At 70.5% G+C, this 15,264-nt stretch carries 15 protein-coding genes; 6 read left to right on the forward strand and 9 right to left on the reverse strand.

Translation table 11 applies throughout. From position 1 onward, the window contains the following. Positions 1 to 375: 375 nt before the first annotated feature. The 3 genes from H4W81_RS42365 to H4W81_RS42375 form a co-directional block, all read right to left on the reverse strand. Positions 376 to 675 carry a helix-turn-helix domain-containing protein gene (locus H4W81_RS42365; protein ID WP_192779941.1) on the reverse strand — a complete coding sequence of 100 codons (300 nt, stop codon included), beginning with the start codon at positions 673 to 675 and terminating at the stop codon, positions 376 to 378. Continuing rightward, complete coding sequence (locus H4W81_RS42370; RefSeq protein WP_192779942.1) at positions 672 to 1,028, reverse strand: type II toxin-antitoxin system RelE/ParE family toxin; 357 nt, start codon at positions 1,026 to 1,028, stop codon at positions 672 to 674. Before H4W81_RS42370 ends, H4W81_RS42365 begins: the two co-directional genes overlap by 4 nt. A gap of 438 nt (positions 1,029 to 1,466) precedes the next feature. After that, positions 1,467 to 3,047 (reverse strand): penicillin-binding transpeptidase domain-containing protein, encoded by a 1,581-nt coding sequence (locus tag H4W81_RS42375; RefSeq protein WP_192779943.1) that lies wholly within the window; start codon positions 3,045 to 3,047, stop codon positions 1,467 to 1,469. A gap of 86 nt (positions 3,048 to 3,133) precedes the next feature. Here H4W81_RS42375 and H4W81_RS42380 point away from each other — a divergent pair, with 86 nt between their 5' ends. The 3 genes from H4W81_RS42380 to H4W81_RS42390 are packed head-to-tail and all read left to right on the forward strand — an operon-like array spanning position 3,134 to position 6,891. Further along, the gene (locus tag H4W81_RS42380) at positions 3,134 to 4,057 is read left to right on the forward strand and encodes a LysR family transcriptional regulator (protein WP_192779944.1); all 924 of its coding nucleotides are present in this window, start codon (positions 3,134 to 3,136) and stop codon (positions 4,055 to 4,057) included. Next, a complete protein-coding gene (locus H4W81_RS42385; RefSeq protein ID WP_192779945.1) occupies positions 4,054 to 4,896 on the forward strand; it encodes a serine hydrolase in 843 nt (280 codons plus the stop codon). Before H4W81_RS42380 ends, H4W81_RS42385 begins: the two co-directional genes overlap by 4 nt. A 57-nt stretch (positions 4,897 to 4,953) precedes the next feature. Continuing rightward, positions 4,954 to 6,891 (forward strand): acetoacetate--CoA ligase, encoded by a 1,938-nt coding sequence (locus tag H4W81_RS42390; protein ID WP_192779946.1) that lies wholly within the window; start codon positions 4,954 to 4,956, stop codon positions 6,889 to 6,891. Between the two features lie 186 nt (positions 6,892 to 7,077). On the opposite strand, the gene H4W81_RS42395 is transcribed toward H4W81_RS42390, so the two are convergent. The 6 genes from H4W81_RS42395 to H4W81_RS42420 all read right to left on the reverse strand — a co-directional run bounded on the left by H4W81_RS42395 (position 7,078) and on the right by H4W81_RS42420 (position 13,512). After that, the gene (locus H4W81_RS42395; RefSeq protein ID WP_192779947.1) at positions 7,078 to 7,716 is read right to left on the reverse strand and encodes a GNAT family N-acetyltransferase; all 639 of its coding nucleotides are present in this window, start codon (positions 7,714 to 7,716) and stop codon (positions 7,078 to 7,080) included. A 44-nt stretch (positions 7,717 to 7,760) separates the two neighbouring features. Further along, positions 7,761 to 9,203 carry an FAD-binding oxidoreductase gene (locus H4W81_RS42400; protein WP_192779948.1) on the reverse strand — a complete coding sequence of 481 codons (1,443 nt, stop codon included), beginning with the start codon at positions 9,201 to 9,203 and terminating at the stop codon, positions 7,761 to 7,763. Between the two features lie 72 nt (positions 9,204 to 9,275). After that, complete coding sequence (locus tag H4W81_RS42405) at positions 9,276 to 10,736, reverse strand: NADH-quinone oxidoreductase subunit NuoF family protein (RefSeq protein ID WP_192779949.1); 1,461 nt, start codon at positions 10,734 to 10,736, stop codon at positions 9,276 to 9,278. Further along, complete coding sequence (locus H4W81_RS42410; protein WP_192779950.1) at positions 10,733 to 11,419, reverse strand: hypothetical protein; 687 nt, start codon at positions 11,417 to 11,419, stop codon at positions 10,733 to 10,735. Before H4W81_RS42410 ends, H4W81_RS42405 begins: the two co-directional genes overlap by 4 nt. A gap of 66 nt (positions 11,420 to 11,485) precedes the next feature. Then, complete coding sequence (locus tag H4W81_RS48095; RefSeq protein ID WP_318782424.1) at positions 11,486 to 12,898, reverse strand: DUF1996 domain-containing protein; 1,413 nt, start codon at positions 12,896 to 12,898, stop codon at positions 11,486 to 11,488. Beyond that, the gene (locus tag H4W81_RS42420; RefSeq protein WP_192779951.1) at positions 12,895 to 13,512 is read right to left on the reverse strand and encodes a DUF4142 domain-containing protein; all 618 of its coding nucleotides are present in this window, start codon (positions 13,510 to 13,512) and stop codon (positions 12,895 to 12,897) included. Before H4W81_RS42420 ends, H4W81_RS48095 begins: the two co-directional genes overlap by 4 nt. A gap of 109 nt (positions 13,513 to 13,621) precedes the next feature. Between H4W81_RS42420 and H4W81_RS42425 the strand changes: the two genes are divergently transcribed. From H4W81_RS42425 to H4W81_RS42435, 3 genes are all read left to right on the forward strand, one after another. Then, positions 13,622 to 14,152: a sigma-70 family RNA polymerase sigma factor gene (locus H4W81_RS42425; RefSeq protein WP_192779952.1), complete on the forward strand. Its 531-nt coding sequence runs from the start codon at positions 13,622 to 13,624 to the stop codon at positions 14,150 to 14,152. Then, positions 14,152 to 14,352: a zf-HC2 domain-containing protein gene (locus tag H4W81_RS42430; protein ID WP_192779953.1), complete on the forward strand. Its 201-nt coding sequence runs from the start codon at positions 14,152 to 14,154 to the stop codon at positions 14,350 to 14,352. Before H4W81_RS42425 ends, H4W81_RS42430 begins: the two co-directional genes overlap by 1 nt. Before the next feature lie 90 nt (positions 14,353 to 14,442). Then, complete coding sequence (locus H4W81_RS42435; protein WP_192779954.1) at positions 14,443 to 15,222, forward strand: tryptophan 2,3-dioxygenase; 780 nt, start codon at positions 14,443 to 14,445, stop codon at positions 15,220 to 15,222. Positions 15,223 to 15,264 lie beyond the last annotated feature (42 nt).

A 15,264-nucleotide genomic window follows, 5' to 3' on the forward strand; every position in this document is an offset into this window, starting at 1 on the left:
CCCCCGACCCACTGCTCCATTTCGTCCGAGTCGGCATCTGGCAATCAGCTGTCTGAGCTGATCGCGAAAGGGCACTGAGCCGAGGTCGGGACGGTTGCATCTGATCGATCACCTTTGCCGCGATCTCCATGATCGAAAGGGCGAGCGTAGGAGGGGGAGCAGTACAGGTTGTTTCATAACCTGAAACATGGCTTGCAGTTTGCGCAACTCCCAGGGAGCCACAGGCCCACATCCGAAATCCGGTTGCCTCTCCAGGAGGCCACGACGTTGGGCAGCTGCAGCGAGGTCTACCCAAGGCGACGCTGCTGCAGGTGGCTCAGGCAGGACCGAGCAGCGGTACTGCACGCCGTTCACGGCCGCGAACACCGTCATTGGTCAAGCGGCGGGAGCCCGCGGCGTCAGACGGACCTCGACGTGCGCATCCAAGGCACGTGCCAGGCGCTCGAGCACCGGCAAGGTAGGGATCGTCCCACCCGCCTCGAACCGCGCCACTGCCGACTGCGTCATGGCCGCCTCGCGGGCCAGGTCATTCTGGCTCCAGCCGCGCCCCTCGCGCATTGCCCGGACGGTCCGCCCCAGTTCGTAGGCGAGACGCGTGGCTTCGTAGGCCTCAGCCGCACCTGGTTCGGTCATCCGGCGATCCCTGAGCTCCCGCCAGCCTTCTCGCTCGCTCATAGCGCTTCTTCTTCCTCGTCGATGGTGTGCGCCAGCTCGACACAGCGCCGCATGGCTCGCCGAGCCCGCTCCACTTCACGATCGTCGCGTGGCCGCGTCTTGTGGAATACGGTCAAGAGCACGATCCTGCGGTGAGGCGCGATCCAGTAGGTGATTCGCACAGCGAATTCGTCCAGGTGGAACCGCAGCTCCCGAAGTTTGCCGTCGAGCTGCTTCGTGTAGGGCTCTCCCAGCAGGGGACCCTCAGCCGCCAACAGATCGACATAGAACGCCACTCTCGCAAACGACGCCGCAGGAAGGTCTTGAAGCCACTTCCGAACTTCCGGTTCCAGCTCTACGGTACCCCAGGTCATAGCGTTGATGCTATGGGCTGAGGTTCTGTCGCATATTGCTTTCGCCCGAACACGGTGAGCCACTGGAGGTTGATTCACACAATGTTCCAACAGTTGGCAACTTGCCGGTCGGTGGTCTGATGATCCGGGTAGGCGCTTGGCGCTGATGCCTCAGCGGTCACCATCGAATAGCCGCGACTACAGCCAAGGTCCAGCCCGGTATCTATGAGAGACAGGTCCCTCTGCGGGATCGGCCGGGAAATCAGCTGTTCTTCCTGTCGTCCATTCTCCCTCGCTACGACCCATCGGCTCAGGAATGTGCCAGAGGAAGGCGCGAGGGCGGAGCCCTCGCTTGTGGGTGGGCGTCCGAGTGGAGCGAGGTCCTTCAGGGGTCGTGGCCCGACTGGAAGAAACAGCCCGAATCCCCAAGGCGCGTAGCGCCCGACTGTGCGGCCCTTTTCAGCCCAGGTTCTGGAGGAAGCGGGCCGCGATGGGGGCCGCCACCGCCGAACCCGCGCCGCCGCCCTCCACGATCACCGAGAAGGCCAGGTCGCCGTGGTAGCCCACGAACCACGAGTGCGCGGGTGGTTCCTTGCCCGAGCCGTACTCCGCCGTGCCCGTCTTCCCCGCCGATCCCGTGGGGAACCGTACGGCATGGGCGGTGCCCTCGCTGATCACCGCGGGCATCAGGTTGCGCAGCGCGCGGACCACGGAGGGTTCGAGCCTGCGGGGAGCCGAGCCGCCCGCCGGGACCAGGTCGGCCGGGACGAGCCTGGGCGGGCGCCAGGTGCCGTTGGCGATGGCGGCGGCGACGGCGGCCATGCTGAGCGGGCTGGCCAGCACGCGGCCCTGTCCGATGGAGGCGGAGGCGAGGTCGGTGTCGTCCTTGGGCGCGGGGAATTCGGCCCGTACGGCGGGCACGCCCGGCATGAGCGGCGCGCCGAAGCCGAAGCTGGCCGCGACCTCGCCGAGCCGTCCCCCCTTGAGGGACGACACCGCCATCGCCCCGAAGGTGGTGTTGCAGGAGTGCGCGAACGCGTCCCTGAACGGCAAGGTGCCGTAGTCGTGGAATCCGGCGTTGTGGAAGGGGAAGCCGCCGATGTTCTGCTCGGGCGGGCAGTGCACGGTCTTGTCGGGCTCGAGGCCGTCGGCGACCAGGGCGGAGGCGGTGACGACCTTGAAGGTCGAGCCCGGGGGGTAGGCGCCGAGGAGGGCGCGGTTGAAGCCGCCGGGCTTGTTGACCACGGCCAGGATCTCGCCGGTCGAGGGGCGCAGCGCCACGAGCGCGGCCGGCTTGGAGACGTTCTCGAGCGCTTCGGCCCCTGCCCGGTGGACGCGCAGGTCGATGGTGGTCTGGAGCGGCTTGCCCTGGGTGGGGCCCTTCTCCGCGACGGTGTCGACGAACTTGCCGTCCTGGTAGCGGTTGAGCTTGGTGGACGAGCTGCCGGTGATGCGGTCCTTGTAGGTCTCCTTGAGTCCCTCGACGAGCTGCTGGACCGAGCCCGGCGCGTCGGTGCCGTCGATGCGGGCGCCGTCGGCGGCGGTGATGGCGGCGGTCTCGGGCTCGGAGGTGACGACCTTGAAGGCGTCGTCGTGCCCGAGGTCGGGGTGGACGGCCGTGGTCGACCAGGCGACCTTCCACGCGCCGTCCCATTCGCCGACGGCGAGGCGGCCCTCGTAGGTCCAGTCGACGGCGCCGCGCAGCTCGGCGGTGAAGGGGACGATCCTGCCCTCCTCGTTCTCCTGACGGGGCTCGCCGACCTCGAAGGCGGCTGAGGTGACGCGGAGGTCCTTGAAGAAGCGCTGGTAGGTGCCTGTGAAGGTGGCGGGCGGTTCGTTGACGAGCGCCTTCATCGCCGCGTAGTCCTGGCGGGACCAGGCCGAGAGGAACGCCTCGGCGGTGGCCTCGGGTGAACCCTGTGTGCGCGTCACCCAGATCACGCCGCCCGCGACGAGGGCCGGCACCAGGATCCCCGCAGTGACCAGCGGCCACTTCCTCCTGCGCCTGCGCTCCGACCTGAGGTTGCTGAGTTCGTGCATGCGGTGAGCAGACCAGAAGCGACCAGAAGCTGTCCAATACGGATATCAGACCCCATTACATGTGAAAACGGATATGATCCCTGGTCATGGACCTGGTTCGGCACCTCTACTACTTCACGGTGGTCGCCGAAGAACGGCATTTCGGCAACGCGGCCATCCGGCTCGGCATGGCCCAGCCCCCGCTCAGCCAGCGCATCAAGCGCCTGGAGGAGGAGCTGGGCGCCAGGCTCTTCGACCGCTCGGCCCGGCAGGTGCGGCTCACCGAGGCGGGCCGGCTGTTGCTGCCCGAGGCGCGCGAGGTCGTCGCCCGCGTCGAAAGACTCCGCGAGCTGGTACGGCACGGCGAGGCCCGCACGCTCAAGGTGGCGCTCCCACCCGACCTGGGCGCCAGAACCATCGCCGCCCTGGTGGCCCGCTTCCGCGAGGAGAACCAGGGGCTGCGACTGGCCCCCGCCGAGATGTGGACGGCCGACCAGGTGAGCGCGCTCAGCGAGGGCGTGATCGACGTGGGCGTGGTCCGTCACCCCGTCACCGCTCCAGGGCTGCGCTTCGGCCAGGTGCTCGTGCAGACGCCCGGCGTGCTGCTGGCCGAGACGGACCCGCTGGCCGCCGCCTCCAGCGTCCACCTGCAGGACCTGGCCGGTCGCGAGCTGCTGCTCTTTCCGCAGGACGGCGAGCCCGGCGCGCACGCCGAGACCCTTTCGGACTGTCGCAGGAACGGCTTCGTTCCCGTCGAGGTGCATCATGGGATCGGTCTCGGGCTGGTGCTCGCCGGTTCGGCCGTGGCGTTCGGCGCCGAGGTGTCGCTGCCGGGCGTGGTCTGGCGTCCGCTGCTCGGCTCGCCGCTGGCCTGGCGGGTGTCGACGGCGTGGCGGGCCGAGACGCCGGAGGTGATGGCTTTCGCGGCGGCAGCCGTACGGACGTTGAAGGAGAGTGCCGGGATGACCGAGGAAGGGGCCGCGCTCGCGCGGCAGGTCAGGCGGCGGCCCGCGATGGGTTTCCTGGCATGAACCTCGACGACGTCTTCCGGCGGGCGGGCGTGGCGGGCTGGCTGCACGCGACCGACCTCGACAGCGGCGCCGAGGTGTCGCACCTGGCCGACGAGCCGGTGCCGACGGCGTCGGTGTTCAAGCTCCCGCTGCTGGTGGAGTTCGCCCGCCAGGTCGACGCGGGCGAGCTCGATCCACGCGAGCGGGTGACCGTCACGGAGCGCAGCTTCGGCGACACGGGCATCGGCGCGATGCTGGACGCCGTCACGATGTCGCTGCGCGACCTGGCGTACCTGATGATCGCGGTGAGCGACAACACCTCGGCCGACGTGCTCGCCGGCAGGGTCGGCCTGGAGCGGGTCAACGCGATGCTCGACGGGTTCGGGCTCGGGGTGACGAGGGTGGTCCACGACTGCGCGGGGCTGCTCACCACGATCAGGGAGGACTCCGGCGGCGAGTGGCCGGTGGTCGATCCCGAGGTGCTGGCGATGCTGCGGGCGCTCGACCCGGGCCGCAGCAACAGGAGCACGCCGCGCGAGACGACCGAACTGCTCGGCCTGATCTGGCGGGACGAGGCCGCCTCGGCCGAGCAGTGCGCGTGGATGCGGCGACTGCTCGGGCTGCAGGTGTGGCCGCACCGGCTGTCGTCGGGCTTCCCCTACGACGACGTCGCGGTCAGCGGCAAGACCGGCACGCTCCCCACGCTGCGCGCCGAGGCGGGCGTGGTGGAATACCCCGACGGCGGACGGTACGCGGTGGCCGTCTTCACCCGTTCCTTCAGTCCCGCGCTCAACCAGCCGCGCGCCGACGCGGTGATCGGGACGGCCGCCCGTATGGCTGTGGACCACCTACGCGGGTAGGGGGTTGTGTGGGCGGCGATGATGACTTTCCGTTCGGGCGGCGACAGGATGGGACACATGGTTGCTGAAGGTGAACTGCTGTGGGAGCCGACCTCTTCCGTGGTGGAGAACGCCAAGATCACTCGCTATCTCGCGAGTGTCGGGCGTGCGGACTACCAGGACGCGTGGCAGTGGTCCGTCGATGACCCCGCGGCGTTCTGGACGTCTGTTTGGGACTACTTCGGCGTGATCGGTGAACGTGGTGACGGGCCCGTCATGACTGGGACGATGCCCGGCGTCGAATGGTTCACCGGCAGTTCACTGAACTATGCCGAAAACGCGCTTCGCCGCGCCGACGGCCCGGCCGTGATCTTCCACTCGGAGGAGGGACCGCGCCGCGTCATCACCATGCCCGAGCTCCGCGAGGAGGTCGCCCGGGTCAGAACCGGCCTGGTCAAGCTGGGGGTGGGCAGGGGCGACAGGGTCGCGGGCTACCTGCCGAACATCCCCGAGGCGCTCATCGCCTTCCTCGCGACCGCCTCCCTGGGCGCGATCTGGTCGGCCGGATCTCCCGATTTCGGGGTTCCCAGCATCGTGGACCGTTTCACGCAGATCGAGCCCAAAGTCCTGATCGCGGTGGACGGCTACCGCTACGGCGGCAAGACCTTCGACAGGTCGGCGGCCGTGGGCGACATCGCCGCCGCGCTGCCGACGCTGCGCGCCACCGTGTGGATCCCCTACCTCGTCGCGGCCGAGGAGGGGCTGCCGCCCCAGCAGGCCGCGCCGGCCCCGTCGCACGCGGCCGCGCTGCCGCACGGCGAGGTGATCGGCTGGGAGGGGCTGAGGGCGGAGGAGGGGCCGCTGGAGTTCGAGCGGGTGCCCTTCGACCATCCGCTGTGGATCCTCTACTCCAGCGGGACCACGGGACTACCCAAGCCGATCGTTCACGGGCACGGCGGTGTGGTGCTCGAACACCTCAAGTCGCTCTCCTTCCACCAGGACCTGGGTGAGGGCGATGTGTTCTTCTGGTACACCACCACCGGCTGGATGATGTGGAACTACCTCGTCGGCGGGCTGCTGGTCGGCTCCACCGTCGTGCTCTACGACGGGGCGCCGGCCGACCTGTGGGGCATCGCGGCGGACGAGGGCGTGACGTACTTCGGGACGGGCGCGCCGTACATCGTCTCGTGCATGAAGGCGGGCACCCGGCCCATGGGGCTGTCCTCGCTGAAGGGTGTCGGGTCGACGGGGTCGCCGCTGCCGCCCGAGGGGTTCGCGTGGCTGGCCGAGGCGCTGCCGGGGGTGCCCGTCGGGTCGTTCTCCGGCGGCACCGACGTGTGCACGGGCTTCGTCGGGGCCACGCCGCTGCACCCGATCCGCGCGGGCGTCATCCCGTGCAGGTCGCTGGGCGCGCGGGTGGAGGCCTTCGACCCCTCGGGCAAGCCGGTGATCGGCGAGGTGGGGGAGCTGGTGCTGACCCAGCCGATGCCGTCCATGCCGGTGATGTTCTGGAACGACCCTTCGGGCGAGCGGTATCGCGACAGCTACTTCGACGTGTACCCGGGAGTGTGGCGGCACGGCGACTGGATCAAGATCGAGCAGGACGGCAGCTGCGTGATCTACGGCAGGTCCGACTCGACGCTGAACCGCGGCGGGGTGCGGATGGGGACCAGCGAGTTCTACCGGGTCGTCGAGCGCTTCCCCGAGATCGCCGACAGCCTGGTGATCGACACGGGGCAGCTCGGGCAGGAGGGGCGGCTGCTGCTGTACGTCACCCTCGTCGACGGGGACGTCACGCCTGAGCTGGAGGCGCGACTGAAGGCGGCGCTGCGGGAGGAGCTGTCGCCCCGGCACGTGCCGAACGAGATCATCGCGGTGCCGGGGATCCCCCGGACGCTGTCGGGCAAGAAGCTGGAGGTGCCGGTGCGGAAGATCCTGCTGGGCACGCCGGTCGAGCAGGCGGCCAACCGCGACGCGATGGCCAACCCCGAAGTCCTCGACCACTTCCGGCCCTGACCCCTCCCCGAGGACTTCTTCGAAGATCCGCCCGCTGGTGACGGCGGGCGTTTCTCCGGTGGGGACGGCGGACGTCTCTTCGCGAGGTATCCGCGGGCGACCTCCGGAGGACCCGCCTGGTCTGTCGACGGCTGGCCTCCTTCGGAGGGTCGCCCAGTGGTGAGGGTGGGCGTTCTTCTGTGGGCTTCAGGTCGTGGTGGGGTCGAAGAGGGGGCGGCAGGTGTCGAGGCCGCGGATCTCGATGTCGGTCGCGGGGGTGAAGTCGGCGCGGGACATCCTGAAGCGCCGCCTCGTGACCTGCTTGCCCTGGCGGTTGTCGATCTCGACCCCGTCCTCCAGATAGCCCAGCTTCCGCGTCACCCCCAGTGAGGCGAGGTTGTCCTCGAACGCTGACGTGACCGCCCACTCGGCGCCCAGCCCCTCGAAGGCGAAGTGCAGCACCGCGCGCCGCATCTCCGTGCCGATGCCCTGCCCCTGGAAGCGCCTGCCGATCCACGACCCGGTCCCGACCTCACGGGTGACGCCGAAGTCCTTGCCCGAGACGCTCTGGATCCCGACGGCCTGACCGTCGAGCAGCACCACGAACTCGGCCGCCCACGACTCGGGTGTCCAGGCGCCCCACATGCGGAACTGGTACTGGACCGTGGCGCGGGCGCGTTCGGCCGGCGGCACGTCGGACCACGGGAAGAGGAACGGCATGAAGCCCTCCTCGTGGATGCCCTCCGCGGCCCTGTCTCCCAGCTCGTCGAGCTGCGCGAGGCTCGGCAGGCGCAGCTCCAGACGGGGCGTGTGGACGGACAGGTCGAAGATCGGCAAATTCCGCATGCCGCCCATTGTTCCTGCTCAGCACCGCCGCGCGCGACGAGTTTTCACACCCCCTGCGGCAGCCGGAACAGCCGTCCTGGGTCGTAGGCCGCCTTCACCGCCGACAGCCTGGCCGCGTTGGCGCCGTAGTAGGCCTGCCGCCACCGCGTGATGTCCGGGTCGATGTAGTTCACGTACGCGTGCCCCCCGAGATGCGGTTCCATCGCCCCTCGCACGCCGCGCAGCCAGCCCCTGTCCGCCCCGTCGGCGTAGTACTGCACGCTGAACAGCGCCTGCCGGTGCGGGAAGGCCGTCGCGTCCGGCCGTACGCGGCTGATCGCCCCACCCATCGCGTCCAGCAGCACCGCGTGCCCGCCGGGACGGGCGACCCTGGCCACCAGCTCCTTGACCGCCGCGTCGGACAGCTTCGCGTAGCCGAGGTGCGACGAGGCGACGAACGCCTCGCGCGGCATCCGGCGGCACTGCGCCACCGTCTTGCCCGAGCAGCCCGCCATGATCATCATGGCCGCGCGGTGGGAGCGTTCCATGGTGTACCTCGACGACGGCGCGCCCGCCGTCTTCACCAGCCCGTCGAGCAGCTTGGCGCAGGCCGTCCTGCCGCCCAGGTAGAGGCCGCCCACCTGCACGTCGAGGCCGCTCGCGCTGCGCGTGAGGTGGAGGTTGGCCCACAGGGCGTCGGGCGCGGACGGCGCCCACGCCTGCCACGCCCGCACCACCGCGGCCGCCTTCGACCACGGCCAGTGCAGGAAGAAGACCGTGACGTCCCTGGCGGCGTGGGTGCGGAAGGTGAAGGACAGCGCGACGCCGAAGTTGCCGCCGCCCCCGCCCCTGCAGGCCCAGAACAGGTCGCGGTGGTTGTTCTCGTCGCAGGTCAGCACCCGCCCGTCGGCGGTGACGAGGCGCACGGACTCCAGGGCGTCGCAGGTGAGGCCGTACTTCCTGGAGACCACGCCGAGCCCGCCGCCCAGTGTCAGGCCGGCGACGCCGACGGTGGGACAGGTGCCGGCGGGGATGCTGACGCCGTTCGCGATCAGCCGGTCGTAGACGTCGATCAGCTTGGCGCCGGCGCCGACGGTGGCCCTGCCCGCGCGGTAGGTGACCGCGTTCATCCGTGACACGTCGACGACCAGGCCAGGACCGGTCGACCAGCCGGCGTAGGAGTGGCCGCCGGAGCGGGAGGTGACAGGGACGCGCTCCCTGCGGGCGAAGGCCAGGCACTCCACGACGTCCTGGGCGGTGGCGCAGTAGGCGACGCCGCGCGGCCTGATGGTGTCGAAGGTCGGATTGTAGAGGCGGCGGGCGGCGTCGTACCCGGCCTGACCTGGCCGGACGAGCGTGCCGTCCAGCCCCCGGCTGAGTCCCGCCCAGTCGGGCGCGGACGAACCTCGGGGCCCGCTCAGCGTGGATGGACGACTGGGCCCGCTCAGCGCGGACGAACCGCCGAACCCGCTCAGCGCGGCGGTGAGCAGGAAGCTGCGGCGCTCCATGGTCGACTCCCTCACATCGTGGAACCGAAGGGTGAGACGTCTGAGAGGACCGCCTGGTTGGTCACATTCCGGTCACCCGCTCGACGCCAGGCGCAGCGCGAGCGCGGGACACATCTCGACCGCGCGGCGAGCCTCCCTCTCCATCCAGCCGGGCACCTCGCGAAAGGACGGGTAGCCGTGCTCGTCCAGGTCCACGAACTCGGGCAGCAGGTGCGCGCACAGGCCGTGCCCCTGGCAGCGGGTCCAGTCGACGTCGAGCCGGTAGCGCGGCTCCTCCTCCGGCTCGGGCAGAGGAAGCGCACCCCTGACCGGACGCCCGCACGAGCCGCGCCGTTCGTGTGCCGCCAGGTCGCCGGCGAAGGCGTCCAGCGCCGACAGCACGAACCTCGCCGTCCCGTCGGGGTGGAAGCAGGCGCCCCTGCGTTCCACGGACCGTACGGCCCGCCGTACGTCATCGGCGCCGCCCGCGCCCTCGGCCAGCGCGCTCAGCGCCCTGGCCACCTCGGGCAGCCCGAGACGGCAGGGGCCGCACTGCCCCGAGGACTGCGCGGCGAGGTAGGCGACGACCCTGGCGACCTCGCCCAGCGGGCAGGTGGTCGGGGGCAGGGGCGCCACGATCCCCGCGCCCAGAAGCCCTCCAGCCAGGCGCATCCCTTCGCGCGAGACGACGGCCGTCGCCGCGGCCCCCGCGCTCAGCCAGGCGCCGTGGTAGCCGCCGACCAGCACGCCCTCGCCCGGATCGAGCCCGCACTCCTCCAGCACGGTGGCCAGCGGCACTCCCGTCATCACCTCGACCACTGCCTCGCCGCCCACGGTGAGCAGGACGGTGCCCGGCTCGCGGGCCGTGCCCACCTCGGCGTATCCGGCCGGGCCGAGTTCGGCGAGGGTGGCCAGCTGGGCGAAGGTCTCGGCGTTCGACAGCAGCGTGGGCAGCCCGTCGACGCCCTCCTCCGCCGCCCTGCGCCTGCGTCCGGGCGGGACGGCGTCGAGCCCGTTCACCCCCCGGACGAGCGCGCCGCCCTCGCCGGTGATGAAGCGCTCGGGCAGGCCGACGACGCGCATCCGCCCGCCGTACCTCTCGGCGGCTCCTGAGACGGTCGCGGCGCGGCGCTCCTCCAGCGCGGCGGCCATGGAGGCCTGCGCCACCTCCCCTTCCGCGGTCGCGATCACCACCTCGCGGGCCCGCAGCGCCTCGGCGGCCAGCAGCGCGCCGTCCAGCACCAGATGAGGGGTGCGGACCAGCAGCATCTCGTCCTTGGCGCTGGCGGGCTCGCCCTCCACGCCGTTGACCAGCACCACGCGCTCTCCGGGCGCCACCGCGCGCAGCTTGCGCGCGAAGGGGAAGGCGGCCCCGCCGCGCCCGCGCAGATCCACCTCCTCGGCCAGCTCGACCAATGCGTCCAGCTCCCTGCACGCGGGCTCGCCGTGCAACGCCCGGTGCGCGGGCAGATCGAGGCGCCGGCAGTGGTCGAGCCCCGCCGTGAGCCTGGCCGGCGCGAGCCGCAGCACGCGCGGCACCCGGTGCGGGATCATCCCGCCCTCCTTCTGCGCAGGTCGTCGAGGCTGAGCAGCTCGCCGAGGACCACCGGCTCCGTCACTACCTCTGGGACGGCGGGCGGCCTGCGCAGCGTCGCGACCGCCCTGACGAGCAGCGCCGACAGCACCGCCGCGAGGCAGACGACGTAGGACCAGACCACCCATCCCGCGGGGGCCCGGCCCGCGGTCAGGCCGTGCAGGATGGCGACGGGCCAGGCCAGGTAGGCGGCGCCGTGCATCGCCCGCCACAGCCACGGCCTGCTGATGTGGGCGAACCAGCCGCGCGTCACCCCCGTCACCGCGGCGAGCGCGAAGAGGGCGAGCGCGCCCAGGCCGGTCGGCGACGGCGTGCTCAGCACGGCGTGCAGGAGCAGGAAGCCGATACCCGACGCCGCGGCGGCCCGGTGGAGGAGCTGGCAGCGGACCCTGTTCGGGACGGACAGGAAGACCCGCTCGGTGGTGACCAGCCCGAGAGCGACCGTGAGTGTCAGCGTGACCAGGGCGAACACGCCGGCGTAGAAGTCGAGGAAGGCCAGGCCGTCGTTCAGCAGACGCAGCCCGCGCTCGGTGCGGGCCAGCGCGACGGCCGACAGGATCAGCGCCGTCACCGACGCGGTGGCCCCCAGGCGCAGCTGCCTGGTGTCGAGGCCCGCGTGGCGCGGCTGCTTTCTGTGGAGCATCGAATTCCCTCCCGAGGTCGGCTGGGTGAGGTGTGCTGCGCGGGGGAGGGGGTGGCAGCGGCGCCGTCAGCAGCGGCGGCCGCGGTTGACGCAGCCGACGACGAAGGACATCAGCCTGTCGGGCATGACGTTGGCGAAGTCCGCGTGGTCGGTGACCGGGTTGTGCAGCTGCTCGGGGAAGGCGTCGACGGCGTAGGAGGGGCCCTGGGGGACGCTGTAGGTGAGGATCATCCGCAGCTGCGGGATCGCCCGCGTGCCCTGCGGGCAGCCGCCGCCCTGGCCGGGGAAGACCACGTGCGTGCGGTGGTTGGCGCTGTCGGTGTTCCTGCCGTCCCAGCAGCTGGGGAAGTCCAGGACCCTGACCACGAGGCTGCCTCGCGGGCACAGCGGGTACTTCGTGGTGACGCGGTCGGTGAAGCCGGTGCACGTCCACGCGGCGCGGGCGTTGGCGCCTCCGTTGGTGGCCGCCTTGGCGTCGCCGGTGATCATTCTGAGGAAGCGCGGCATCTCGCTCACCCTGCCGGCGGCGTTGCCGCGGAACTGCATGATCGCCTGGCGGGGACGCAGCACCTGGCCGACGTTGCCGTCGGGGTCGCCGAGGTTGGCGTCGACCTTCCTGTTCCTCAGCACGGGCCAGAAGTAGGTGGACCTGTCGCCGAACCTGCACGTGGTGCCCGCCGCGGCGAGGGACTGGTCGGTGGAGAAGGCGTCGGTGGACAGGTTGCCCACGTAGTCGTGCAGGTGGTGGGCGCCGTTGGAGACGCCGGGGGCGACGATGAAGTTGTCGGGATTGTTGTGGCGGTTGCCGTTGGTGCCGCACCTCGAGACGAACGTGCCCCTTGATCCCGACGTGAGACCGGCCAGGAGGTCGCCGCCGGGCTGGACGCCGCGGATGTCGACGAAGTCGGTGACGAACGGGCCGAGGTCCGCGCAGTCGTCGTCCTGGGTGGCGGAGGGGGAGGGCGATCCGGTGGGACGGGCCCGCCGGCCGTCACCCGGCTGCCCCGACTCGCTCGGCCGCCCCTCGGGCCGCCCGGGATCCCGAGGGTCGCCGGGGTTCTGCGGGTCGCCGGGGTTCTGCGGGCTGCCGGGGTTCCGGGGGTTGCCCGGGTCTTGCGGGTCGCCGGTGTTCGCCGGGTCGCCGGGCTCCTGCCGGTCGCGGGGATCCTGCGGATCCGCTGGACGCTGCCGGTCGCCGGGATCGCGCGGGTCGGCCGGATCCTGTTGGACGCCTTGATCCCGAGGAGCGCCGGTGTTCCGAGGGGAGGCGGTGTTCCGGGGGGTGACCGTTCGCCGCGGGTCGATCGGTGCGGCGAGCGCCCCACCGCCCTGGGACGGCGGGCCCTGTGCGGGGTGTCCCGCGGGGTCGCAGTGGTCGGCGAGGGCGGGAGCGGCGGTGATGACGGCCGCGGACACCATGCCGCCGGCCACCAGGGCCAGCGACGACATGGCCGCGGCCAACCGTCTGGATGCGATCACTGGTTCTCTCTCCTTGAATCGGCCGCCGCGGGGGCGGGGGAAGGGGCCGGAGGCTCGGGCAGCGCGTCGTAGTCGACCAGCCCCGTGCTCTCCAGCAGCGTCATGTGCCTGAGCACGAACGCGTTGGCCTTCTGGGCGAACCTTCTGATCTCGTCGTTGCGGGTGCCCGCCCTGACCAGCGCGATCACGCTGAAGACCTTGCCGTGCGCGGCCCTCAGCAGGTTGGCGAAGTCCCTGTCGTAGGCGGCGCCGCTCTTGGTCGACAGCTGGGCCATCCAGCGCTGCTGGTCGGCCGTGGGCTGGCTGGGCAGGACCACGCCGAGGCGGGAGGCGACCGCGATCACCTCCTCATCGAGCTTGAGGTGGTCCTCGACCAGGTGCCTGCCGACCTCCTTGACGCGCCGGCTGAGCGCGCGTTGCTGGGCCTGCTGGCCGGTGGGGATCTCCCAGAGGCCCGCCTGCCGTACCTTGATCAGGAGATCCTGGTCGGAGGTGGTCGGGGCGGCCGTGGAGGGCACGGCGACCGGTCCTGGCAGGACCAGCAGCACCGTGACCGCGGCCGCCACGAGGAAGCCGCCGAGCAGGAGCACCTCTCCGGACAGAAGCCTGCGCATGGTCGGAGGTACGCGGCCGTGAGTGGCGAGGTTCACGGCAAGTAACGAGATAGTCAGAAATGACTGGAGTTATCGGAGTGACTGCCGAGCCGATAACGAAGGTGTAAAGATGTGCCCCGTGCTAGGTCACCTCGACGACATGGAGCACCGAATACAGGCGCTCTATGAGCAGTTCGGCGGGCCTTTGCTCCGCCACGTGCGCAAGACCACAGGCAACGATCTGCAGTGGGCCGAGGATGTCGTGCAGGAGACGATGGTCAGGGCCTGGCGTCATTCCGACCGACTGCAGTGGGAGCCCGGCCTTGTCTGGGCGTGGCTGCTGACCGTGGCCCGCCGCATCGTGATCGACGGCAGACGCCGAAGGAGTGCCCGGCCGCGTGAGGTCGAGCCGCCCGAGGCGGACACCGTCCCCGTCCCCGACGGCTGTGATCGGGCGTTGTCGGCGATCGTCGTCGCCGACGCCCTGCGAAGCCTGTCGCGGGAACACCGCGAAGTCATCGAGCAGACTTATCTCAGGGACCGTACGATTGGTGAGGCGGCGGAGATTCTGGGGATCCCGCCGGGCACGGTGAAGTCCAGGCTCTACTACGGGATCAGGGCTCTGCGTGGGCTGCTGCGGGACAAGGGGGTTGCCGGCTGATGCATCCTGAGGTGGCTGCCTACGTGCTCGGAGTCCTCGACGAGGCCGACCTCCAGGCGTTCGAACGCCACCTCGACTCGTGCGAGCGGTGCCAGAGCGAGCTCAAGGAGCTCCAGGAGGTGCCCGCCCTTCTCGACGACCTCAAGCTCCAGACCTCGGCGTCAGAGGATGACGACCCCCCGATCTCCATGTCACGTTGACGTACGTGTGCTTTTCGGGTGATATCGGGTACGTCCGGTCAACGAGGACCGGGCTATTGGGGGAGGTGCCCGGTGGTGGGGACAGGAGCCATGCCTCCCGACCGACGTTTCGGCGAGGAAGGTGCCCGCCTTTCTTATGGCGGTTATCTCCGCCTGCCGCAACTGCTCGCCCAGCAGGAGCCCGAGTCCTCGGCGCCCGACGAGTTGCTGTTCATCACCGTCCACCAGGTCTACGAGCTGTGGTTCAAGCTGCTGCTCCACGAGCTGGAGAGCGCCCGCGAGGCGATGGCCGCCGGTGAGCTGTGGAAGGCCAGGCACCTGTTCAGGCGCGTCCACGCGGTCGAACGCGTGCTCGTCCAGCAGGTGGAGGTGCTGGAGACGATGACTCCCCAGGACTTCCTCGAGTTCCGCGCGAAGCTGGCGCCCGCCAGCGGCTTCCAGTCGGTGCAGTTCCGCGAGCTGGAGTTCCTGTCGGGAGCCAAGGACCCCCGCTATCTCCACCGCGTGCGCAACGCCAGCGAGGACGAACTCGCCAGCCTGCGCAGGCGTCTGGAGGAGCCAACCCTGTGGGATGCTTATCTCACCGCCCTCTCTCAGCGTGGCCTCCCGATCTCAGACGACGAGATCATGACCTCGCTGCTGGCCGTGGCGAGGGACCGCGGGGCGTACGACGACCTGTGGCAACTGGCCGAAGATCTGCTGACGCACGACGAGACGTGCGCCCTGTGGCGGATGCGTCACGTGCAGATGGTCGAACGGCAGATCGGCACCAAGTCGGGCACCGGCGGCTCGACGGGCGCGCCGTACCTCAGGGAACGCACGCACCTGCACTACTTCCCCCTGCTGTGGGAACTAAGAGGCTGGCTGTGACCAGCATCCAATATGGCAAACCCTCACAAAGGAGTGAGAGCG

It is taken from the genome of Nonomuraea africana (genome assembly GCF_014873535.1).
Lineage (GTDB): Bacteria > Actinomycetota > Actinomycetes > Streptosporangiales > Streptosporangiaceae > Nonomuraea > Nonomuraea africana.

Excerpts from the sequence above, each read along its gene's own strand:
- H4W81_RS42365 (WP_192779941.1), bottom strand. The coding sequence starts at position 675 with ATGAGCGAGCGAGAAGGCTGGCGGGAGCTCAGGGATCGCCGGATGACC.
- H4W81_RS42370 (WP_192779942.1), bottom strand. The coding sequence starts at position 1,028 with ATGACCTGGGGTACCGTAGAGCTGGAACCGGAAGTTCGGAAGTGGCTT.
- H4W81_RS42375 (WP_192779943.1), bottom strand. The coding sequence starts at position 3,047 with ATGCACGAACTCAGCAACCTCAGGTCGGAGCGCAGGCGCAGGAGGAAG.
- H4W81_RS42380 (WP_192779944.1), top strand. The coding sequence starts at position 3,134 with ATGGACCTGGTTCGGCACCTCTACTACTTCACGGTGGTCGCCGAAGAA.
- H4W81_RS42385 (WP_192779945.1), top strand. The coding sequence starts at position 4,054 with ATGAACCTCGACGACGTCTTCCGGCGGGCGGGCGTGGCGGGCTGGCTG.
- H4W81_RS42390 (WP_192779946.1), top strand. The coding sequence starts at position 4,954 with ATGGTTGCTGAAGGTGAACTGCTGTGGGAGCCGACCTCTTCCGTGGTG.
- H4W81_RS42395 (WP_192779947.1), bottom strand. The coding sequence starts at position 7,716 with ATGCGGAATTTGCCGATCTTCGACCTGTCCGTCCACACGCCCCGTCTG.
- H4W81_RS42400 (WP_192779948.1), bottom strand. The coding sequence starts at position 9,203 with ATGGAGCGCCGCAGCTTCCTGCTCACCGCCGCGCTGAGCGGGTTCGGC.
- H4W81_RS42405 (WP_192779949.1), bottom strand. The coding sequence starts at position 10,736 with ATGATCCCGCACCGGGTGCCGCGCGTGCTGCGGCTCGCGCCGGCCAGG.
- H4W81_RS42410 (WP_192779950.1), bottom strand. The coding sequence starts at position 11,419 with ATGCTCCACAGAAAGCAGCCGCGCCACGCGGGCCTCGACACCAGGCAG.
- H4W81_RS42420 (WP_192779951.1), bottom strand. The coding sequence starts at position 13,512 with ATGCGCAGGCTTCTGTCCGGAGAGGTGCTCCTGCTCGGCGGCTTCCTC.
- H4W81_RS42425 (WP_192779952.1), top strand. The coding sequence starts at position 13,622 with ATGTGCCCCGTGCTAGGTCACCTCGACGACATGGAGCACCGAATACAG.
- H4W81_RS42430 (WP_192779953.1), top strand. The coding sequence starts at position 14,152 with ATGCATCCTGAGGTGGCTGCCTACGTGCTCGGAGTCCTCGACGAGGCC.
- H4W81_RS42435 (WP_192779954.1), top strand. The coding sequence starts at position 14,443 with ATGCCTCCCGACCGACGTTTCGGCGAGGAAGGTGCCCGCCTTTCTTAT.